Below are 21832 nucleotides of genomic sequence, written 5' to 3' on the forward strand. Positions count from 1 at the left end.
GGGGGCTGGGGCGTTCAGGAAGTCGAGCGGTTCGACTGGAGGTGAGTCGTGTTCGAGGACAGGTCGGTCGGTACAGGGCGGAAAGGCAGTGCTGGGGCCGGCGTAGGAACGCGCGGGGGCGCGGCCGCTGGGCTACCCCGCCCGCTCGGCGCGGACACCGTGCCGGCTGGTCCGGTCGCACTGCTGGTGCGTCTCCTCGCCGCGTGCATGGCGCTGGGCCACCGCCTTCACCGCGTCGGCCAGTCGGTCCAGCACTGCGGCCGCTTGTTCGTCGGTGATCGTCAATGGCGGCAGCAGACGTACGACGCTCGCGTGCCGGCCTCCGAGTTCGACGATGAGGCCGCGTCGCAGGCATTCCCGCTGGACGGCGGCCGCGAGTTCGGGGGCAGGAGGCCGAGGCCCGGGAGCGAGGCCCAGCCCCGCCGCCTGCCCCCTGATGTCTTCGACTGGGCCGAGGCTTCCCGAAGCTCCGGCGCCGGCGGCTCCGCGGCGGCCGGGGTCTGTGTCGGCGTCGGTGCCGACAGGCCCAAGGCCAAAGGCTCCCGCCCCGCCCCCAACAGGCTCAGAACCCCCCTCAGGGTCCACGAACTCCACGCCGATCATCAGGCCCCTGCCCCGTACGTCACCGATGACGGGGAACTCCCGGGCAAGTTCGCGCAGTTGGACGAGCATGCGGGAGCCGAGCGTCGCCGCTCGCTCCGCGAGGCGGTTTTCGCGGACGTAGGACAGGGTCGCCGTGCCTGCGGCCATGGCGAGCTGGTTGCCGCGGAACGTGCCTGTGCGGGCGCCGGGTTCCCCGATGTCGAGGTCGTCGCGGTAGACCACGACGGCCAGAGGCAGGCTGCCCCCGATGGCCTTGGAGAGGACCATCACGTCGGGGGCGATCCCGCTGTGGTCCGCCGCCCAGAAGGCGCCCGTGCGTCCGACGCCCGTCTGGGCCTCGTCGGCGATCAGCGGAATGGACCGGGCGGCCGTGATCTCGCGCATGCGCCTCATCCACGCGTCAGGAGCGGGAATCACCCCGCCCTCGCCCTGGACGGGTTCGAGGATCATCCCGGCGGGCAGGGGGAACCCCGACTCGCGGTCGTCGAGGACGGACTCGGTCCAGCGGGCGGCGAGTTCGGCGCCGCGTGCGCCGCCGACGCCGAACGGGCAGCGGTAGTCCTGCGGATAGGGCAGGCGCGCGACCCGCATGTCGCAGGCGAGGCCCGATGCTTCGAGTGCGATGTCGGTCATCCCGTGGTGGGCGCCGGTGAAGGCGAGCATGCCCGTGTGCCCGGTCGCGGCCCGCACGAGCTTGAACGCGGCCTCCACCGCGTCCGTACCGCCCGGTCCGCAGAACTGCACCCGCGCGCGGTCGGCGAGTCCGGGCGGCAGGGTCTGGAACAGTTCGGTGATGAAGGCGTCCTTGACGGGGGTCGCCAGGTCGAGGACGCTCAGCGGTGCGCCCGAGTCGAGGACCTTGCGGATCGCCTCCAGGACCACGGGGTGGTTGTGGCCGAGGGCCAAGGTCCCCGCGCCCGAGAGGCAGTCCAGGTAACGGCGGCCGTCCGCGCCCTCGATGGTCAGTCCGCGCGCCCGCACCGGCACGATCGGCAGGGCGCGCGCGTAGGTGCGTGCCGCCGACTCGCGCGCCGACTGGCGCCGCAGGATCCCCTCGTGCGAGAAGCGCGCCCCCGCAGCATCACGTACTGCGGACAGCTCCGCGTGACCGGACAGCTCCGCGGCCCGGTGCGTCCTGGCATCCAGATGCACTCCCGCGGCCGGACACGTCCCTGCGCCTTCGGATGCCCCCAGGGACTCGCGCACCTCCGCCGGCCCTCGCACCCCCGCCGACTCGGAACTTCCCCCGGACACAGTCTCGGTCACGTGTCTCGCCGTCCTCTCCCTGTCCAGGGGCAAGCAATCCCTCGCGCCCTCGCGCCCGACGCGCCCCCCACCCCGACATACGCACCCCAGCGAGCGATCACTCGAAAACCCGGGGGAATTAGGCACGGGGACCCGACCGACCGTCACCGGCGGCAGGCCAAGCCCCCGCCGTTGCCCGCACCGCTCCCCCACCGCTACCAACCCCGGACCACTCACCGGGTTACGGGTTGCCTCAAGATCCTTGCCGTGACGGAACCGTTGCCGTTCCATCGGTAGTCCCCCACAGCGAGCGCATAGTGTGTGATGCCGTTCCCACGCGCCGTGATGTCGGCGCGAGTTCAGTCCGACCACGCGTGGGAGCACGGCACAGCGCTCAGCTCGTTCACACCAGGGGGAGTCAGACCATGCGATCCATACGGCCGTCGTTCACCGCTCGTCGGGGGAGGAACGCGCGCCGCGGAACCTCCCCCGTGCTGGCCGCCGTCGCCCTCGCCTCGGCGCTCGCGCTCACCGCCACCGCCTGCGACTCGGGCGATGCCGAGGCCGGTGGCGAGGTCACCCCCTCCGCCTCGTCCGGGGGCGACGGCAAGATCACGATCCCGGACGACATCAGGGACAAGCTCAAAGAGCACGGGATCGACATCGACAAGTGGAAGAACGGCGCCTGGAAGAACTGGGACAAGGACGACTGGCTGCGCGAGGCCGACGAGTACATCAACCCCATCATCGAGGGGCTGTGGGACCCGGACCGGATGCGGGGCGCCGAGGACCCGGACAACGCCGTCGACGACAGCGACCTCTCCGGTGACCAGGGCGTGACCGACCCGGAGCCCGCCCCGGTGGACGCGAACGCCGTTGCGCCTACGTACCACGCCAACGCCGCCGAAGCGGGCAAGGTGTTCTTCGACTCCCCGGAGGGCACGATGGTCTGCTCGGCGACAGTCGTGCAGGACCCGGCCCATCCCGGCAAGTCCAACCTGGTGTGGACGGCGGGCCACTGCGTACACGCCGGCAAGAACGGCGGGTGGTACCGCAACATCGCGTTCGTGCCGTCGTACAACAACGAGGGAATGACGGCGGCACAGTTGGAGAGCGCCGCCAAGGAGAAGGTCACTCCGTACGGCGTCTGGTGGGGCGACTGGGCGCAGACCTCGGACCAGTGGATCGAGCAGGGCGGTGCGACGGGCGGTGACGGCGCGTCGTACGACTTCGCCGTCATCCACGTGACGCCGGAGGAGGGCAGCGGCGGCAAGTCGCTGGAGGAGACGGTCGGTTCGGCGCTGCCGGTGGACTTCAAGGCTCCGTCCGTGGCGAAGGTGGAGGGCATCACGGCGACCGGCTACCCGGCCGCGGCGCCTTTCGACGGCCAGACGATGTACCAGTGCCAGGACAAGCCGGGACGGCTGTCGCTCAGCGCCTCGGACCCGACGATGTACCGCATCGGCTGCACCATGACCGGCGGTTCGTCCGGCGGCGGCTGGGTGGCGACGGGCTCGGACGGCAAGCCGGCGCTGGTCTCCAACACCTCGATCGGCCCGGTGACCGCGGGCTGGCTGGCGGGTCCGCGACTGGGTGATGCGGCCAAGGGCGTGTACGACTCGGTGAGCGAGAAGTTCGCGGGGCAGTGACCGGCCGTTGAGGGGGGACGGCGGTGGGGTGTCTCGGAGAAACCTTCACCACCTCGCCGCCGTTCACCCGCAACTCCACGGGCATAGTGGGGTGTCGTCCACAGGGGAGATCACAAGGGTCTCTGCGCAGGACAGCCGCATGACAAGTACATGACATTTGCACAACGGGGGTTCCCGCACCATGCGTTCCACACGTACGCCCGCCGCGCCACGGCACGGGCGACGCGCCCTCCTCGCCGCCACCGGGCTGCTCGCGGCCCTGGCGCTGACCGCGACCGCCTGCGGCGGCTCCGGCGGCTCCGGCGGGGACACCGCCGGCGAGCCCGGCGCCGCTGCCTCCCAGGCGATCGACCAGGGCAAGGTCCGGATTCCGGCAGGCATCGCCGACAAGCTCAAGGAGCACGGCATCGATGTCGATCAGTGGGCGGCCGGTGGCTGGAAGGACTGGGACAAGGACAAGTGGCTCAGTGAGGCCAAGGACTTCGTCAACCCGGTGATCGAGGGCCTGTGGAAGCCCGAGCGGATGAAGTCGGCGAAGGAGGCCAACAAGACCGTCTCGACGAAGGACGCCGCCGCCGACCAGGGCGTCAGCGACCCGGATCCGGCGCCGGTCGAGGCCACGGCCGAGAAGACGCCGTACCACCAGAACGCGGCCCCGGTCGGCAAGGTCTTCTTCGACTCCCCCGAGGGCCCGGCCGTCTGCTCCGGCACGGTCATCAAGGATGTGAACCACCCGGGCAGGTCCAACCTGGTGTGGACGGCCGGCCACTGTGTGCACGCCGGCGGCAGCGGTGGCTGGTACCGCAACCTCGTCTTCGTCCCGGCCTACAACGACCTCGCCAAGTCCGAGGCGGCGCTGACCGACGCGAACCCGTCGGAGATCGCCCCGTACGGCAGCTGGTGGGCGGACTGGGCCTCGACCTCGAACGAGTGGATCCAGGGCGGCTCGGAGACGGGCGGCGCGGGTGCCGCGTACGACTACGCCGTGCTGCATGTGAAGCCCGAGTCCGGCTCCAAGTCGCTGGAAGAGACGGTCGGAGCGGCGCTGGACGTGGACTTCTCCGCCCCGTCCGCCACCGAGGTCGGCTCGATGGGCGCCTGGGGCTACCCGGCCGCGCCGCCCTACAACGGCCTGAAGATGTTCAAGTGCCTCGACCGGCCCGGCCGGTTCTCGCTCAGCCCGGCCCTTCCGACGATGTACCGCATCGGCTGCACCATGACCGGCGGTTCGTCGGGCGGCGGCTGGTTCCGGGTGGTGGACGGGGAGACCAAGCTGGTCTCCAACACGTCGATCGGTCCGACCGACAACACCTGGCTGGCGGGCCCGCAGCTGGGCCAGGAGGCCCAGGCGCTCTACGAGAACATGAGCAAGACGTACGGCGGGCAGTGACAGGCACACGCTGAAGGCCCGCCCCTGCGACGAACAGGGGCGGGCCTTCAGCCTTGGTTACGACAGCTACGCGACCGGCGCCGGAACATACGGCGCGAGGTCCGCCGCCAGTTCCTCGTGCACCCGCGCCTTGAGCAGGGTGCCCTCCGGGGTGTGCTCCGCGGAGATCACCTCGCCCTCGTCGTGGGCACGGGCGACCAGCTTGCCGTGGGTGTACGGCACGAGTGCCTCGATCTCGACCGACGGCCTGGGCAGCTCGTTGTCGAGGAGCGCGAGCAGCTCCGCGATGCCCTGGCCGCTGCGGGCCGAGACCGCGATGGAGCGCTTCTCGATCCGCAGCAGACGCTGGAGCACCAGCGGGTCGGCCGCGTCCGCCTTGTTGATCACGACGATCTCGGGCACGGCGGTGGCGCCGACGTCCCTGATCACCTCGCGCACGGCGGCCAGCTGCTCCTCCGGGTTCGGGTGCGAGCCGTCCACCACGTGCAGGATCAGGTCGGACTCGCCGACCTCTTCCATGGTGGAGCGGAACGCCTCGACCAGGTGGTGCGGCAGGTGTCGTACAAAGCCGACCGTGTCGGCCAGCGTGTACAGCCGTCCGCTCGGGGTCTCGGCCCGGCGCACGGTCGGGTCGAGGGTCGCGAACAGGGCGTTCTCCACCAGCACGCCCGCGCCCGTGAGGCGGTTGAGCAGGGATGACTTGCCGGCGTTGGTGTAACCCGCGATGGCGACGGACGGCACCTTGTGGCGCTTGCGCTCCTGGCGCTTGATTTCGCGGCTCGTCTTCAGGTCCGCGATCTCCCGGCGCATCTTCGCCATCTTCTCGCGGATCCGACGCCGGTCCGTCTCGATCTTGGTCTCACCGGGACCACGGGTGGCGAGGCCGCCGCCCTTGCCGCCGCCCATCTGCCGGGACAGCGACTGACCCCAGCCGCGCAGCCTCGGCAGCATGTACTGCATCTGCGCGAGCGCGACCTGCGCTTTGCCCTCTCGGGACTTGGCGTGCTGGGCGAAGATGTCGAGGATCAGGGCCGTACGGTCGATGACCTTGACCTTGACGACGTCTTCGAGGTGGATGAGCTGGCCCGGGCTGAGCTCACCGTCGCAGATGACGGTGTCCGCGCCCGATTCGAGGACGATGTCCCGCAGCTCGTCGGCCTTGCCGGAGCCGATGTAGGTGGCCGCGTCGGGCTTGTCTCGGCGCTGGATCACGCCGTCGAGCACGAGCGCGCCCGCGGTCTCGGCGAGGGCGGCGAGCTCCGCGAGGGAGTTGTCCGCGTCCTGCGCGGTCCCCGAGGTCCAGACGCCGACGAGCACGACCCGCTCCAGGCGGAGCTGGCGGTACTCGACCTCGGTGACGTCCTCGAGCTCGGTGGAGAGGCCCGCGACACGGCGCAGAGCCGCGCGCTCGGAGCGGTCGAACTGCTCGCCGTCCCGCTCTCCGTCGATCTCGTGGCTCCAGGCGACGTCCTCTTCCATCAGGGCATCGGCCCGAAGATTTTCGGGGTAGGCATGCGCGAGGCGCTCAGTGTCCTGGGAAGGGGATGAAGAGGAGGTCATTGGATCCTTACGTCGTTTGGGGATTCCGATGGCGGCGACAGAGCGGAAGCGGAGCTTCTGAACTGGTCCGTCACTGCTCACAACGCACGAGTCCCCCGGGGGATTCCCGTGTCCCGTGCCGCGCCGACCTGAAGATGGTCGCACGGCACGGCCCGTCTCGTCACCGTCTTATTCCGTGGTCTCTCACCGGGCGGCGTGGCCCTCTCCGGGGGCTGCCTCGGCCGCCTTGCCCGGTGCCAGCGACCTCCAGTGCGGGTGCCCGGGCATCGGCGGGGTCTTCTCGCCGTACAGCCAGGCCTTGAAGAAGGCGTCCAGGTCGCGTCCGGAGATCTCCTTGGCGAGGGCGACGAAGTCCGCGGTCGTGGCGACACCGTCCCGGTGACGGGTCACCCAGGACCGTTCCAGGCGGTCGAAGGCCAGTCGGCCGATCTCCTGGCGCAGCGCGTACAGGACGAGCGCGGCGCCGTCGTAGACGTTCGGCCGGAAGATGCTGATCTTCTGGCCGGGCCGGGGCGTCTTGGGGGCGGCAGGGGGCCCGCCGGCTTGGCGCCAGCCGTCGGAGGCGGCGTACGCCGCCCTCATCCGCGCTTCCAGGGGCCGATCCGCCTTCTCTTCCGCGTACAGGCCCTCGTACCAGGAGGCGTGCCCCTCGTTCAGCCACAGGTCGGACCAGGTGCGAGGGCTGACGCTGTCGCCGAACCACTGGTGGGCCAGCTCGTGCACCATGATCGACTCGACGTACCACTCGGGGTGGGCGGGGTCGGTGAACAGGTCTCTCTCGAAGAGGGAGAGGGTCTGCGTCTCCAGTTCGAATCCCGTGTCCGCCGCGGCCACGAGCACGCCGTACGTCTCGAACGGGTACGGCCCGACCTTGCGCTCCATCCAGGCGATCTGGTCGGAGGTCTTCTTCAGCCACGGTTCGAGCTCGGCGCGGTCCTTGGTGGGCACGACGTCCCGTACGGGCAGGCCGTGCGGGCCGGTGCGGCGCAGCACGGTGGAGCGGCCGACGGACACCTGAGCGAGCTCGGTGGCCATGGGGTGCCGGGTCCGGTACGTCCAGGTGGTCGCCCGGCCGGCCCGATCGACGCTGGTGGGCAGGCCGTTGGCGACGGCCGTGTAACCGTCGGGCGCGGTGACCCTGATGGTGTACAGAGCCTTGTCGGAGGGGTGGTCGTTGCACGGGAACACGAGGTGGGCGGCGTCGGCCTGGTTGGCCATGGCGAGGCCGTCCGCGGTCCGTACCCAGCCGCCCTCCCGGCCCTTGGGGGAGACGGGGTCGCTGGTGTGCCGGACGGTGATCCGCATCCAGCTGCCCTTGGGCAGCGGCTTCCCGGGGGTGACGACCAGGTCCTCGCCGGCGCTCGTGAAGGCCGCGGGCTTGCCGTCGACGTTGACCGAGTGGACCTTGCCGTGCGTGAAGTCGAGGTTGACGCGGTTCAGCGAAGTCGTCGTCCAAGCCTTGATGGTGGTAACCGCCTGGAGGGGCTTGCTGTTGGTGCCGGGATAGGTGAAGGAGAGGTCGTACGACGCCACGTCGTACCCGGGGTTGCCCAGGTACGGGAAGAGGCGGTCGCCGACGCCCAGCGGGTCGGCTGGGGCGCTCGCGGCGACGAGGCAGACGGAGACGGCCGAGGCTAGCAGCGAGGCCGCTTTCAAGCGTCGGGGGGTCCTGGTGCGGGGGGTGAGCAGCATGGACCCACGGCTACCAGCGCGCGCGTGCCGGACGGCGACGACGCGCGCCCGGCCCACTCGAACGGGTCGGCGAACAGGCAAACAGACCAGCGAGCGCCTCAGGTACCGGGCGTCTGCGGCTGCGCCCGGCTCACGTCGTACACGCCCGGCACGTTGCGCATGGCCCGCATGAGAGCGGGCAGGAGGGCCGCGTCGGGGAGTTGGAGCGTGTACGTGTGGCGGACGCGCTGCTGGCTCGGAGGTTCGACGATGGCCGAGACGATCTCGGCGCCCTCGAGGGCCATGGCCTCGGTGAGGTCCGCGAGCAGATGGGGACGGCCGAACGATTCGGCGAACAGCGTGACCCGGCACCCGGTGGTGTCGCCCCAGCGCACGCCGACCTCCACACGCCCCGCGCTCCTCATACGCGCCACCGCCGCGCACTCCACGCGGTGGACGGTCACCGCTCCACCGCGGACGGCGAAGCCGATCACCCCGTCGGGCGGTACGGGTGTGCAGCAGCCGGCCAGCCGTACGGTCGCGCCGGGCTGGTCGACGATGGCGTTGGCGCCGGCCGGACGGGTGGCCGGGACGTCGGCGGCGGGCCCGTCGGAGGAGGGCCGGGGGGCCTCGGCCCGTTCCGCTTCCTGCCGGGTGTCGTCGTGCGACGGATGCGTGGCGAGCCACCGCTGGATGGCGATCCGGGCGGCGGGTGTGTGGGCGTGCTCCAGCCACTCCCTGGAGGGCTCGGAGGCGGGGTCCTGGCCCATGAGGAGCTGGACGGTGTCGCCGTCCCCCAGGACCGTGCTCAGGGTCGCCAGGCGGCCGTTGACGCGGGCGCCGATGCAGGCGTGCGCGTCCTCGCCGTACTGCGCGTACGCGGCGTCCACGCAGGTCGCGCCGTCCGGCAGGCCGAGTGTGCCGCCGTCGGGCCGGAAGACGGTGATCTCGCGGTCCTGGGCGAGGTCCTCGCGGAGCGTTGACCAGAAGGTGTCGGGGTCGGGCGCTGCCTCCTGCCAGTCGAGCAGGCGGGAGAGCCAGCCGGGGCGGGTGGGGTCGGCACGCTCGCCGTCAGCGGTGCCGTCGTCGGTCCGCTCCTCCGAAGGAGGAGCGTAGGGATTGCCGAGCGCGACGACACCGGCCTCCGCGACCTTGTGCATCTGGTGGGTGCGGATGAGGACCTCGGCGACCTGACCGTCCTCGCGGGCCACGGCGGTGTGCAGCGACTGGTACAGGTTGAACTTGGGGACGGCGATGAAGTCCTTGAACTCCGAGACGACGGGCGTCATACAGGTGTGCAGTTCGCCCAGCACGCCGTAGCAGTCGGCGTCCTCGTTGACCAGCACGAGCAGGCGGCCGAAGTCGGAACCCCGTAGGCGGCCGCGTTTTCGGGCCACGCGGTGCACGGAGACGAAGTGCCGGGGCCGGATGAGGACTTCGGCCGGGATGTCGGCGTCTCTGAGGACGGTACGCATCCGCTCTGCCATCTCGGCGAGCGGGTCGTCCGCGCGGGAGGCGTTGTCGACGATCAACTCCCGTGTGTACTCGTACTCCTCGGGGTGCAGGATCGCGAAGACCAGGTCTTCCAGTTCGGTCTTGAGGGCCTGGACGCCGAGCCGTTCGGCGAGCGGGATGAGGACGTCCCGGGTCACCTTGGCGATACGCTCCTGCTTCTCGGGGCGCATCACGCCGAGGGTGCGCATGTTGTGCAGCCGGTCGGCGAGTTTGATCGACATCACGCGGACGTCGTTGCCGGTGGCGACGAGCATCTTGCGGAAGGTCTCGGGCTCTGCGGCGGCGCCGTAGTCGACCTTCTCCAGTTTCGTGACGCCGTCGACGAGGAAGCGGACCTCCGCGCCGAACTGCTCGCCCACCTGATCGAGTGTCACGTCCGTGTCCTCGACGGTGTCGTGGAGCAAAGAAGCCGTCAGGGTCGTTGTCTCGGCGCCGAGTTCGGCGAGGATCAGGGTCACCGCGAGGGGGTGTGTGATGTACGGCTCACCGCTCTTGCGCATTTGGCCGCGGTGCGAGGACTCGGCCAGGACGTAGGCGCGGCGCAGCGGTTCCAGGTCGGCGTCGGGGTGGTGGGCGCGGTGGGCCTCGACCACGTGGCCGATGGCGTCGGGCAGCCGGTCGCGGGCGGCGGGGCCGAGCAGCGCGGCCCGGCCCAGGCGGCGCAGGTCGAGCCGGGCACGGGCCTTCCTGCGGGGTGCTGTCGGCGTCACAGGGCCTGACGTCGCCGGGCCCGATGTCACCACCGGGCCTGGGCTCGCAGGATTTGTGGCCTCCGCACTCATGGGCACCTCCGGCTGCGTGGACCGGCGGACGGGGTGCCCCAGGGCGGACACGGCTCAGGGGATGGCATCGGTCCCCCGTCCGGGCCGGTGCTTGATGCTACCGAGCCCATCACGCGTGCCTGACCGCCTCTCGCCGAGCGTGAAACGGATCACCCATTCGAGCGAGGGCTTGTGGGTTTACGCTTTCGGGCCATGTGACCTGCGGTCGGTCATCGAACAGCGTTTTCCAGCCACTCCGCATCGATCTCCCCCTCGGCGACGATCACCGCGGGGCCGGTCATCTCGATCTCGCCGTCGGGCCGCTCGGTGATCACCAGGGTGCCGCCGGGCACGTCGACGGTGTACGTCGCCCGGGCACCGGTGACGGCCGGATCGGCGCCGTCCCGGCGGGCGGCGGCCACGGCGACGGCGCACGCGCCCGTGCCGCACGAGCGGGTCTCGCCGACGCCGCGCTCGTGCACGCGCAGGGCTACGTGCCGGGGGCCGCGGTCGACCACGAACTCGACGTTGACCCCCTCCGGGTAGGCGGAGGCAGGGCTGAAGGGCGGCGGGGAGAACAGGTTGCCCGCGTCTGCGAGATCGTCCACGAAGGCCACGGCGTGCGGGTTGCCCATGTTCACGTTCCGCGCGGGCCAGCTGCGCTCGCCGACACTCACGGTGACGTCCCCGTCGGGGAGCAGCGCCCTGCCCATGCCGACGGTGATGTCACCGTCCTTCGCGATGTGCACGGTCTTCACGCCCGCGCGCGTGGCGACCGCGAGGTCGCCCTCACCGGCGTACCCGGCGCGCTGGAGGTAGCGCGCGAACACCCGCACGCCGTTGCCGCACATCTCCACGATCGAGCCGTCGCCGTTGCGGTAGTCCATGAACCACTCCGCCTCGGCCGCCATGTGCTCGGCCTCGTGGTGCGCGGCGGACCGCACCACGTGCAGCAGGCCGTCACCGCCGATGCCCGCGCGGCGGTCGCACAGGGCGGCGACGGCGGCGGAGGGCAGGTCGACGGCGTTCTCGGGGTCCGGGACGATCACGAAGTCGTTCTCGGTGCCGTGGCCCTTGAGGAAGGCGATCCGCGTGCTCATGCCTCGATCGTACGGTGCCCCTACGACACCGCGGTGCCCACAGGGGGCGTCAGCGCAGCCGGGCCACGCGCCAGACGGCCAGCACCACCACGACGGCCACGACCAGCGCGTACGCGAGGGCGACCCGCCAGTCCGGCCGGCGACCGGAGCCCCGCTGCGGCAGCCCGGGCCACGTGTAACCCACCCGGCGGGCGGCCGTCATGCCCCAGCCGGCCGCGCAGGAGCAGATCAGCAGCCCGAGCATGGCGATCACGGCCCCGCTGTCGCCGAAGTCGAAGGCGAGCGGGAACGCGAACATCAGGGAGCCGACCGCGGCCAGGGACACGATGGGCGCGAGCTGCCAAATGCGCAGTCGGCGCTGCGGACGCAGCTCGACCTCGACCTCCGGCCCGCCCGGGAACATCTCCTCGGGCTCGGGGCCGTCGTCGGTCACACCGCCCTGCGTCTCGTCGGGCCCGTCAGGGCTCAGACGGTCGCCGTCCTGCTCCGCTTCACCACTTTCGGCGGTGAGGGGATCGGTGCTTCGTGCGGTGTCGCGAGGGCCGGCCTCCATCGCCACGCGCCCTCCCAACTCGGACTCCACTTGGTCGATCGAAGCTCGATGATGGCACGACGCCGGAGGCCGGGATGGCGGCCGGAGCGTCCCGATGCCATGACGTGATCAGGCTGTAACCGGTCGTTCGAGCAATGCCAGGGCGAGGTGCGGAAGTTCTGTGAGATCCGCCGCAGCCCCACTCAACCAGTGCACCCGGGGATCGCGCCTGAACCATGAATCCTGACGGCGCGCGAAGCGCTTGGTGGCACGTACGGTCTCGGCCCGCGCCTCCTCGAGGGTGCACTCCCTGCTGAGAGCCGCGAGCACCTGCTGGTAGCCGAGCGCGCGCGACGCCGTACGCCCCTCGCGCAACCCCTGCGCCTCCAGTGCGCGCACTTCGTCCACAAGACCCGCCTCCCACATCCGGTCCACCCGGCGCGCGATGCGCTCGTCGAGCTCGGGGCGGACCACATCGACGCCGATCTGGACGGTGTCGTAGACGGAGTCGTGACCCGGGAGGTTGGCGGTGAAGGGCTTGCCGGTGATCTCGATCACTTCGAGGGCCCGGACGATACGGCGGCCGTTGCTCGGCAGGATGGCGTGCGCGGCCTCGGGGTCGGCGGCCGCCAGACGGGCGTGCAGCGCGCCGGAGCCGCGCAGGGTCAGCTCCTCCTCCAGCCGGGTCCTGACCTCGGGGTCGGTGCCGGGGAACTCCAGGTTGTCGACGGCCCCGCGGACGTACAGGCCGGAGCCGCCGACCAGGATCGGCCAGCGCCCCTCGGCGAGCAGCGCGTCGATCCGCTCCCGCGCGAGCCGCTGGTACTCGGCGACGGACGCCGTGACGGTCACGTCCCAGATGTCCAGCAGGTGGTGCGGGATGCCGGAGCGCTCCTCGGGCGTCAGCTTGGCGGTGCCGATGTCCATCCCTCGGTAGAGCTGCATGGAGTCGGCGTTGACGACCTCGCCGCCGAGACGCTGGGCCAGGAAAACGCCCAGATCGGACTTTCCGGCCGCGGTCGGTCCGACGACGGCGATGACGCGGGGGGCGGGGGGTGCGCTACTCACCGACCCAGTCTCGCAAACCTCGGTCCATGGTCTCGAACGAGTTACGTGACGGTCCGGGGCCGGGGTCGTTGCCAGTTGCGAGGTTTTCCGCCGCCCGCATGCGAGAGGCGGCGGCCCGGGCGGCGCAATCGGACGCACCGGACGACGCGGGATTTCGCCCGCACAAGTAACGTATGGAGTGGATATGGGCGTTTTCGCACGACTTCTCCGGAGGTCGAAGGCCACGGAGGAGGCGTCAACCGCGGAGGCAAAGGCTGACACGCCGACGGCCGAGCCCGCGGTTCAGGAGGCGGCAGAGGCGAAGGGGGCGACCGAGGACGCGGCCGAGGACGCGGTGGAGGCCAAGGCAGCCGAGGCCGACACGGACACCGCCGACGAGGGCGTCGAGATTCCCAAGCAGCAGTCCGCCGACGCGGCGGCCGACAGTGAGGCCGGCGAGAGCGCCCACACGTAGCTGCCCGCCGTGTGGGAAGGTGAACCATGGGTTTCCTGGACAGTTTGAAAGCCAAGCTCGCCCCGGCCAAGGGCAAGGTCTCCGACCTCGCCAAGGAGCACGGGGACAAGATCGATCATGGCCTTGACAAGGCCGCGAAGATCGTCGACGAGAAGACCAAGGGCAAGTACAGCGACAAAATCCAGTCGGGCACGGGCAAGGCAAAGGACGCCATGGACCGCCTCGCGCACAAGGACGGCACGGAACCGGGCGGCACTGACGGCACACCGCCGACCGCACCGCCCCCGCCGCCGACTTCACCCCCGCCGACCTCCTGAACACCGGCACGGCACACCGACGGACGGCCGCGGAGCGCGACGCTCCCGGCCGTCCGCCGTGTGCGCACCCCGAGGCCAGGGGCCTCACGACCAGGCCGCGACCACGTACCCCACGCCGTACGGCGCGTCCTCGTACAGCAGGGCGCCGCTGAGCCCCGCGCCCTCGGCCGCGCCCGCGAGGACCTGCCAAGGAGCCCGGCCGGACGCCTTCAGCTCGTGCGCCAGGTCGGCGTCCAGCGTGCTGAGCGCCGCCACGTCCGCCGCCCCGAGCGCACGCGCGACCTGCGCGTCGAACGGCGCCGCCCGCTCGTCGAGATAGCCGGGCGCCTTGAGCGTCCGGCACGCGCTGGCGTCGCCCATCACCAGCAGCGCCACCCGCTCGGCTCCGGCGGCGATGTCCCTCCCGATGTGAATACACCGCTCGGCATCGAGCGGTTCCCCCACGCCGAGCCCCTCGATCGGGGCTTCCGTCCATCCGGTCCCCTCCAGCAGCCACGCGGCCACGGCGAGCGAGGGCGGAAGCGGGCGTTCGGATGCCGTGCCCCGGTCCACGCCCAGGCGTACGTCGAGGTCCACACCGAATCCCCGGAACGAGCCCCGCGCGCCCTCCGGGTGCGTCCCGCGCCCGCTCTCCTCGGCCGACCCGACGACCACGAGCCGTTCGGGCCGGGCGGCGGCGAGGACGCCGAGCGCTTCCGTGCACGCGGCGCGCGCGGCGTCCAGCTCGGGTGCGGCACCGGCGGCGACCTCGGGCACGAGCAGGGGCGGGCAGGGACAGACTGCAGCGGCGGCAAGCATGATCGGCAGGTTAACCCCGTGGGGCGATCAGACGTCAGCCGACGGGCGGCGCACCGGCCCTCACGCCGCCCGCCCCTCGATGCGCAGGTCAGCGCCCCAGCGGCGACCGGTGGACCGGTGCCGCCCCCGCGCCCGCTGTCAGTCGCAGCCGCAGCCGCTGCCCGTGGCGACCGGCAGGGGCGCCGGAACGCCGATCTTCGGCAGGCCCAGCATCACGCCGGCCGGCTTGGCCGCCTCGGCCGCGTTGCGCTTCTCCCAGGCGTCCCCCGCGCGCGTGCGGCGCACATCGAGGACAGGGCCCTCGGCGAGGAGGTGGTGCGGGGCGGCGTAGGTGATCTCGACCGTCACGACATCGCCGGGGCGCACCTCCTGCTCGGGCTTGGTGAAGTGGACCAGGCGGTTGTCCGGGGCACGGCCGGAGAGGCGATGCGTGGCGCCGTCCTTGCGGCCTTCGCCCTCGGCGACCATCAGTTCGAGGGTGCGGCCGACCTGCTTCTTGTTCTCCTCCCAGGAGATCTCCTCCTGGAGGGCGACGAGGCGCTCGTACCGCGCCTGGACGACCGCCTTGGGGATCTGGTTCTCCATGGTCGCGGCCGGGGTGCCGGGCCGCTTGGAGTACTGGAAGGTGAAGGCCTGCGCGAAGCGCGCCTCGCGCACGACGTGCAGCGTCTGCTCGAAGTCCTCCTCGGTCTCGCCGGGGAAGCCCACGATGATGTCGGTGGTGATCGCCGCGTGCGGGATGGCGGCGCGCACCTTCTCGATGATCCCCAGGTAGCGCTCCTGACGGTAGGAGCGGCGCATCGCCTTCAGGACGGTGTCCGAGCCGGACTGCAGGGGCATGTGCAGCTGCGGCATCACGTTCGGCGTCTCGGCCATGGCCGCGATCACGTCGTCGGTGAAGTCACGCGGGTGCGGGGAGGTGAAGCGCACGCGCTCCAGGCCGTCGATCGTGCCGCAGGCCCGCAGCAGCTTGCTGAAGGCCTCGCGGTCGCCGATGTCGCTGCCGTACGCGTTGACGTTCTGGCCGAGCAGCGTGATCTCACTGACTCCCTCGGCGACCAGGGCCTCGACCTCGGCGAGGATGTCGCCGGGTCGGCGGTCCTTCTCCTTGCCGCGCAGCGCCGGGACGATGCAGAAGGTGCAGGTGTTGTTGCAGCCGACGGAGATCGACACCCAGGCCGCGTACGCGCTCTCGCGCCGTGTCGGCAGGGTGGACGGGAACGCCTCCAGCGACTCGGCGATCTCGACCTGCGCCTCGTCCTGCACACGGGCGCGCTCCAGCAGAACCGGCAGCTTTCCGATGTTGTGCGTCCCGAAGACGACGTCCACCCAGGGCGCCTTCTTCACGATGGTGTCGCGGTCCTTCTGCGCGAGGCAGCCGCCGACCGCGATCTGCATGCCCGGGCGCTTCGCCTTCTGCGGGGCGAGGTGGCCGAGGTTGCCGTACAGCTTGTTGTCGGCGTTCTCGCGGACCGCGCAGGTGTTGAAGACGACGACGTCCGCGTCGCCGTTCGAGCCCTCGGGCGCACGGACGTAACCGGCCTCTTCGAGCAGCCCGGACAATCGCTCGGAGTCGTGGACATTCATCTGACACCCATATGTGCGGATTTCGTAGGTCTTAGATGATCGAACATCCACTGCCGGGCTCCGGTCGCTGCTGCTGGTCATGCGTCAAGAGTAGGCGCTCTCGGGAGACCCTCCTGGACTACGGTCCCGGGCCGGGGAAGCACCGGGCGGAGCACCGTCGGCCGCGTCCCGGTAGCACCCCGTATGGGAGCGGATGTCCCATGGGCGGGTAACCGCATTGCGCAGGGGCGACCGGATGTGCCCGATGCGCCGGGCCGCCGGGAGGCCGGGCCGCCAGGCCGCCAGGAGGCCAGGAGGCCAGGAGGCCAGGAGGCCAGGAGGCCAGGAGGCAGGATGCGACGACGGTGGTACGGCCCTGGGGGCGCGGCCGTGGACGTGTGCGGGGACCAGGCCCGGGTGGTGCTGGAGCACTACACCGTGTTCCTCGCACGCTTCCCCGCCGGATGGAGGGTGACGGCCGCCGGCCCCGGTGCGACCGGGGCGCGGCCGACTCCCGCTCCCTGGGCCTGGGCATGGGCGGCGTCTTCCTGCTGTCTGGCTGACCCAGCCGGTCACCGGCGTCGCCGCGTACAACGAACAGCAACTGCGACAGCTCCAGGCCCTCGACCAGCTGGGCCGACTACCTTTCCTCCGCAAACTTCCGGAACCGCACCCTGCGGAACCGGCAGTCCGAACTCCTCGCCGTCGCCTCCATGGCCGTCCTCTCCATCTGCCTGAGGCGACGCGGATCACCGGAGTCGAAACCCGTCGGCGCACCCCACTCCGCCACCGGCGTCGAAGGCTGAGCCGCAACTGCGCCGACCGACTGTCCGGCGCCCGGTGTCTCCCCTGGCGGGCGCAGGGAATCACCCGGGAGCACTCGCCGAGCGGCGAGGGAGACCCTCCGGTGGTTGAGTGACTCATCGGACAGTCAGACGAGACCAAGGAGCCGTCCATGCGAGTGCGCGATTCCGTCGTCGTGATCACCGGTGCGTCCAGCGGCATCGGACGAGCCACCGCCGTCGCGTTCGCCCGCCGGGGATGCCCCGTAGTGCTGGCCGCACGGCGGGAGGATGCGCTGGAGGCGGTCAGCCAGGAGTGTGAACGCCACCGTGGCGCTCAGGCCCTCGTCGTGCCGACCGACGTCACGGATCCCAAGGCGGTCGAGGACCTGGCCCGGCGCGCGGTGCAGCACTTCGGCCGCATCGACGTGTGGGTCAACGCCGCGGCCGTGACCGTGTTCGGCCCCTTCGCGGAGACCCCCCTGGAGGACTTCCGCAGGGTCATGGACGTCAACGTCATGGGCTACGTGCACGGTTGCCGCGCCGCCCTGCGGGTCATGCGTGAGCAGGGCCGGGGGACGCTGGTGAACGTCTCGTCCGTCGCCGGCGTGGTGAGTCAGCCGTACACCCATGCGTACGGCATGTCCAAGCACGCGATTCGAGCCCTGAGCGCGAGTCTGCGCCAGGAGCTCGAGCTGGAGAAGGTGAAGCACATCCACGTCTGCACGGTGCTGCCGGCCAGCATCGACACCCCGCTGTTCGAACACGCGGCGAACTACACCGGACGCAAGCCCGTGCCGATGCCGCCGGTCTACAGCCCCGAACGTGTCGCCCGGACCGTCGTGGACCTGGTGCGTGTTCCCCGGCGCGAGGTCGTGGTGGGGCCGGTGGGCCGTTCCCTGGTGCTGCAGTCCAGGGTGACGCCGGGACTGACCGAGCGGATGACGGCCCGCCAGGTGGACCGGACCCACCTGTCCCGTAAGGAACCCGCCCCGGCCGGCCACGGAAACCTTCACGTACCGGCGCCCGGGCCGGGCGCGACCCACGGCGGATGGGGCGGACGCCGGCGCACCGCGATGCGCCGACTGAGCGCCGCCACGCTGCTCGCGGGCGCGGCGGCGGGCGTCGCACGACGCGCCCGCGCCCATTGACGGACCGGACGCACACTGCTGGGGAGGCGTGCGCGGGGTACCCGGCAGGCGGCGTACCGAAGCAGGCACGCCTGGGGCCGCCTCCACCAGAAGGGCTCCGCTCATGAACGGCACACACCGTAAGGCACCGAGCGCCCGGACCCCGGTCCAGCAGGCCGCGCTCCTGGTGGGGGTGGTCTTCCTGCTGGTCGGTGTCCTGGGCTTCGTCCCCGGGATCACCACCGACTACGACACGCTGAAGTTCGCCGAGCACGACTCGAACGCCGAATTGCTGGGCGTCTTCCAGGTGTCGGTCCTGCACAACATCGTGCACCTGCTGTTCGGCATCGCCGGAGCAGCCATGGCCGGCTCCGCCTCCGCGGCACGCACGTTCCTCGTCGGCGGCGGCCTCGTCTACCTCGCGCTGTGGATCTACGGCCTGGTCATCGACCGGGACAGCACGGCCAACTTCGTACCGGTCAACACGGCCGACAACTGGCTCCACTTCGCCCTGGGCATCGGCATGATCGCCCTGGGCGTCACGCTCCCCCGGCTGCGCGCGGACGGGGGCAGGGATACACGATGAACACTCGAACGCCGCAGCCGAGGAACGCCTCGACCCGCAACTGCTCGACGACCTTCACGAGCGGGCCCGGCGACAACTGAGCAGGCTCGAGGAGTTGCGTGGTCGCCAGGTCAGGGCCGCGTTCCAGGAAAGCTGACACGGCCGGGGAGGCCGGTTCCCGGAGGGATGAGAACGGCCCGGGGGCCGTGAGCCGCGCCCGGTGGTGGTCCGGTGGGCGTTCGTGCGTGGGCGTGCGTCGTACGTCAGCGTGGGCGAAACCACCGCGGCCGCGGGCCGGGATACGGCGCAGGGAGATCGTCAGGTCGGCTCCGGGACCGCGTACTCCCTGCGGGCCAGGCGCGTCACGAGGATCTCCAGCAGCACGGTGACGATTCCCTCGCCCGCGGTCGCGTGCCGGTGCCGGGACGCCTGATCGGGCACCGAGTTCTCGAGCGCGGCGACGGCCCCGGGCCGTGCATGTGCCGCTCGTCGAAGAACCGCAGCGCGTCCGGCCCGCGTACTGCCGTCTTGGGCCGCCCCAGGACCCGGTCGATCACGGGGGCGGCGAGACATGTCCATGGTCGCGGAGTGCCACTGCTCGCCCGCCGGGCACACGTGGCGCGCGCCCTGGGGTCGGCCCTCGGTGGATTCAGCGCTTCCTGCGCCCCTGGGCCTTTTTCACCTGCTGGGCGAGTTCCTCCTTGCTCATCGAGGACCTGCCCTCGATGCCCAGTTCCCGGGCCTTCTCATACAGTTCCGCCTTGGTCCCGCCGGCGGTGGCCTGCTGACGCTTGGCGCCGGCGGTGGCCTGCTGACGCCTCGCGCCGGCGCCCGCGCCGACGTAGCTCAGGGGCTGACCCGCGAGTTTCCGGGACCGGCGGGTGGCGAACTCCAGGCCCAGTTCGCGCAGCCGGTCGGAGCCGACGGCTTGGCCCAGCGCGGGGAGGATCTCGTTCTCCTCCTCCTCGACGTGGTGCAGGACAGCGCCGACCCACTCGTCCAGAGCGCGGTCGAACGCCTTGCTCTCCCAGTCCATCTCCAGCAGATGCTTGCCGAGGTCCTCGGCCTGATGGTGCTCCTCGGCGGCGTGCTCGGCCTCTTCCTTCTCGCCGGCCTCGCGGGCGACCGCGGGATACACCCGGTCCTCCTCGGCCTCACTGTGCGCCTCCAGCATGGCCACGGCCAGAGGGAGCGCCAGCGGCCGGGAGCTCCTGTCCTTCTGCATCATGTCGAACAGGCGCTTCAGCTCGCGGTGGTCGGTGGTGACCATGGTGATGAGGTCGTCAGCCATGACATAGCCCTCTTTTCGCCTCTTGTCTGCGCATATCGCCTCTCCTTCTTCCCCCACGTGTTTCCGGGGCGGGCGGGCTGATGCGTGAACAGGCGTGAAAGATGAGGCGCCTGGCGAGGGCTGGGCGTGCGGCGCGCGCTTCCCGCCCTCGGCCGTACGGATCAACACCGCTGTGCGGGTAGCCAATGGTCGAGGTACTCGCGCAGTCCTTCCAGGTCTGCTCCGCGAGCGACGTAGCCGAGGTAGCCGTCAGGGCGGACGAGGCCGTGGGCCACGGACGGCCACGGGCTCTCCCTGCCGAGCCGGTGCGTGCTGACCAGATCGCCCCGTCCGCGCATGACTGAGGCGAGTGGTTCATCGCTCCAGAGCGCGGGCGAACCGGACAGGAGCAGGTGCCAACCCGGTCCTGCGGTCCTCGCCTGAAGTCCGCGCGGCAGATCGGGCAGTCGGTCACCCGCTCGCGGACCACGCCTCGGCGGCCGTGGACCTGCGGTCGTGGCGGGGCTGCGCCGATAGTGGATGCCCAGCTCCGACACCGTACGGAAGACGAGCCCGCGCGGTGCGCTCGCACGCAGCGCCAACGGGGCCAGGCGCGGCGCCAGTCGGGTGCGGGCGAAGCGGATGACCGGGTTGCCGCTGGTGGCGATGGTGAAGGCGCGGTCGGTGAAGCGCAGCACGCTGCGGCCGACCGGGGCACGCTCGGCCTCGTATGTCTCCAGCAGTTCCTCCGGCGCCCTGCCGTCGCACACGAGGGCGAGCTTCCAGCCGAGGTTGAGGGCGTCCTGGATGCCGGTGTTCATGCCCTGGGCGCCGGCCGGGCTGTGTATGTGAGCCGCGTCCCCGGCAAGGAAAAAAGGCCCCGAGCGGTAGTGCGCGGCACCGCGGTTGTGGAGCCGGAAGTCGGTCATCCACACCGGGTCCCGCAGCACCAGCCGGTCCGCGGTGTACGCGTCGGCGATCTCCCGCAGGAGCCCCAGCGTCACCTCGCCTTCCGGGGCGCCGGGGGGTCGCATCGCGAGCATCCGCCAAGGGGCCGGCGAGCCGAGCGGGAAGAAGATCAGCACCCCGGAACCGGTCATGTACGTGTGGACGGCGCCGCCTTCGAGTCCGTCGACGTCCAGGTCGGCGAGCAGGAAGGTCTGCGGATAGGCGTAACCCTCGAAACCGATGCCCGCCTGAGCCCGGACCATGCTGTGCGCGCCGTCGCAGCCCACCACGTACCGCGCTTCCACCGTCTCCTTCGTACCGTCGCCACGCCGAAGCCGACAGGACACGGATGAACCCGTCCGCTCCAGCCGGACCAGCTCCGTGCCGCGCTCCACGGCCACGTCCTGCCCCGCCAGATGCGCCGCGAGGACGCTCTCCGTCTCCGCTTGCGACAGGAACAGCAGGAAGGGGTACGCGGTGTCGGCCAGCCCGATGTCGAACAACGGCATCCGCACCACTCGCCCCGGCAGATGCAGCCTCACCCGCATCGCAGGGTTGCCGCGTGCCACCAGCTCGTCCGTCACCCCGAACCCGGCGAGCGCCTCCAGGGTGCGCGGCTGGACAGCCAACGCGCGTGACTCGTGGACCCGGTCGAGGGAGCGGTCGACAATCCGGAAACCGACCTCGTACCTGCGCAGTTGCGCGGCGAGTGCGAGCCCGGTGGGCCCCGCACCGACCACCAGCACGTCCAAAGGTGCCGCCATGAATCCACGGTAGGGCTGCCGAGCCCGCGGTCCACCCCTTCACCCGCACGTCCGTGCCGGACGGCGAGGGCGGTGCACCGGCTTCCGCTCCCCCCCCATGCTGTTGTCCGACTACCACATGGCCCCGAACGAGGGACACAGCCT

At 71.2% G+C, this 21832-nt stretch carries 18 protein-coding genes and 1 pseudogene; 7 read left to right on the forward strand and 12 right to left on the reverse strand.

Features of this window, described 5'->3' with window-relative positions; translation table 11 throughout:
- Window positions 1-132: 132 nt before the first annotated feature.
- A complete protein-coding gene (locus ABT063_RS19175) occupies window positions 133-1719 on the reverse strand; it encodes a diaminobutyrate--2-oxoglutarate transaminase family protein (RefSeq protein WP_351058593.1) in 1587 nt (528 codons plus the stop codon).
- 554 nt (window positions 1720-2273) lie between these two features.
- Between ABT063_RS19175 and ABT063_RS19180 the strand changes: the two genes are divergently transcribed.
- Both ABT063_RS19180 and ABT063_RS19185 read left to right on the forward strand, forming a co-directional pair.
- Window positions 2274-3497, forward strand: a complete 1224-nt coding sequence (locus ABT063_RS19180) for a trypsin-like serine peptidase (RefSeq protein ID WP_351058536.1) — start codon at window positions 2274-2276, stop codon at window positions 3495-3497.
- Window positions 3498-3678: 181 nt separating this feature from the next.
- Entirely contained in the window at window positions 3679-4887 is a 1209-nt protein-coding gene (locus ABT063_RS19185; RefSeq protein WP_351058537.1) for a trypsin-like serine peptidase, read from the forward strand.
- Between the two features lie 66 nt (window positions 4888-4953).
- Here ABT063_RS19185 and hflX read toward each other — a convergent pair whose 3' ends face one another.
- The 6 genes from hflX to miaA form a co-directional block, all read right to left on the reverse strand.
- Window positions 4954-6447: a GTPase HflX gene (gene hflX, locus ABT063_RS19190; RefSeq protein ID WP_351058538.1), complete on the reverse strand. Its 1494-nt coding sequence runs from the start codon at window positions 6445-6447 to the stop codon at window positions 4954-4956.
- 183 nt (window positions 6448-6630) lie between these two features.
- Window positions 6631-8139, reverse strand: coding sequence for a M1 family metallopeptidase (locus tag ABT063_RS19195; protein ID WP_351058539.1), 1509 nt, complete (start codon window positions 8137-8139; stop codon window positions 6631-6633).
- Window positions 8140-8237: 98 nt separating this feature from the next.
- A complete protein-coding gene (locus tag ABT063_RS19200) occupies window positions 8238-10415 on the reverse strand; it encodes a RelA/SpoT family protein (RefSeq protein ID WP_351058540.1) in 2178 nt (725 codons plus the stop codon).
- Between the two features lie 209 nt (window positions 10416-10624).
- Window positions 10625-11494, reverse strand: a complete 870-nt coding sequence (gene dapF / locus ABT063_RS19205) for a diaminopimelate epimerase (RefSeq protein ID WP_351058542.1) — start codon at window positions 11492-11494, stop codon at window positions 10625-10627.
- 49 nt (window positions 11495-11543) lie between these two features.
- Window positions 11544-12047: a hypothetical protein gene (locus ABT063_RS19210; RefSeq protein WP_351058594.1), complete on the reverse strand. Its 504-nt coding sequence runs from the start codon at window positions 12045-12047 to the stop codon at window positions 11544-11546.
- A 108-nt stretch (window positions 12048-12155) separates the two neighbouring features.
- Complete coding sequence (gene miaA, locus ABT063_RS19215; protein ID WP_351058543.1) at window positions 12156-13094, reverse strand: tRNA (adenosine(37)-N6)-dimethylallyltransferase MiaA; 939 nt, start codon at window positions 13092-13094, stop codon at window positions 12156-12158.
- A gap of 184 nt (window positions 13095-13278) precedes the next feature.
- Between miaA and ABT063_RS19220 the strand changes: the two genes are divergently transcribed.
- Window positions 13279-13548 carry a hypothetical protein gene (locus tag ABT063_RS19220; protein ID WP_351058544.1) on the forward strand — a complete coding sequence of 90 codons (270 nt, stop codon included), beginning with the start codon at window positions 13279-13281 and terminating at the stop codon, window positions 13546-13548.
- 26 nt (window positions 13549-13574) lie between these two features.
- Window positions 13575-13865 carry an antitoxin gene (locus tag ABT063_RS19225; protein WP_351058545.1) on the forward strand — a complete coding sequence of 97 codons (291 nt, stop codon included), beginning with the start codon at window positions 13575-13577 and terminating at the stop codon, window positions 13863-13865.
- A gap of 84 nt (window positions 13866-13949) precedes the next feature.
- On the opposite strand, the gene ABT063_RS19230 is transcribed toward ABT063_RS19225, so the two are convergent.
- Both ABT063_RS19230 and miaB read right to left on the reverse strand, forming a co-directional pair.
- Window positions 13950-14663, reverse strand: a complete 714-nt coding sequence (locus ABT063_RS19230; RefSeq protein ID WP_351058546.1) for a class III extradiol dioxygenase subunit B-like domain-containing protein — start codon at window positions 14661-14663, stop codon at window positions 13950-13952.
- Between the two features lie 138 nt (window positions 14664-14801).
- Window positions 14802-16331, reverse strand: a complete 1530-nt coding sequence (gene miaB / locus ABT063_RS19235) for a tRNA (N6-isopentenyl adenosine(37)-C2)-methylthiotransferase MiaB (protein WP_351058547.1) — start codon at window positions 16329-16331, stop codon at window positions 14802-14804.
- Window positions 16332-16837: 506 nt separating this feature from the next.
- Here miaB and ABT063_RS19240 point away from each other — a divergent pair.
- The 3 genes and pseudogenes from ABT063_RS19240 to ABT063_RS19250 form a co-directional block, all read left to right on the forward strand.
- Window positions 16838-17035: pseudogene (locus ABT063_RS19240) on the forward strand (DUF6766 family protein); the annotation flags it as partial.
- Window positions 17036-17184: 149 nt separating this feature from the next.
- Entirely contained in the window at window positions 17185-18162 is a 978-nt protein-coding gene (locus tag ABT063_RS19245) for an SDR family oxidoreductase (RefSeq protein WP_351058548.1), read from the forward strand.
- A gap of 103 nt (window positions 18163-18265) precedes the next feature.
- Window positions 18266-18727, forward strand: coding sequence for a DUF4383 domain-containing protein (locus ABT063_RS19250; RefSeq protein ID WP_351058549.1), 462 nt, complete (start codon window positions 18266-18268; stop codon window positions 18725-18727).
- 297 nt (window positions 18728-19024) lie between these two features.
- Here the strand turns inward: ABT063_RS19250 and ABT063_RS19255 are convergent, their stop codons facing one another.
- The 3 genes from ABT063_RS19255 to ABT063_RS19265 form a co-directional block, all read right to left on the reverse strand.
- Window positions 19025-19147, reverse strand: coding sequence for a hypothetical protein (locus ABT063_RS19255; RefSeq protein WP_351058550.1), 123 nt, complete (start codon window positions 19145-19147; stop codon window positions 19025-19027).
- Window positions 19148-19355: 208 nt separating this feature from the next.
- Window positions 19356-19997 carry a hemerythrin domain-containing protein gene (locus tag ABT063_RS19260; RefSeq protein WP_351058551.1) on the reverse strand — a complete coding sequence of 214 codons (642 nt, stop codon included), beginning with the start codon at window positions 19995-19997 and terminating at the stop codon, window positions 19356-19358.
- A 161-nt stretch (window positions 19998-20158) separates the two neighbouring features.
- Window positions 20159-21688, reverse strand: coding sequence for an FAD-dependent monooxygenase (locus ABT063_RS19265; RefSeq protein WP_351058552.1), 1530 nt, complete (start codon window positions 21686-21688; stop codon window positions 20159-20161).
- Window positions 21689-21832 lie beyond the last annotated feature (144 nt).

Source organism: Streptomyces sp. NPDC002838 (genome assembly GCF_040295365.1).
GTDB lineage: Bacteria > Actinomycetota > Actinomycetes > Streptomycetales > Streptomycetaceae > Streptomyces.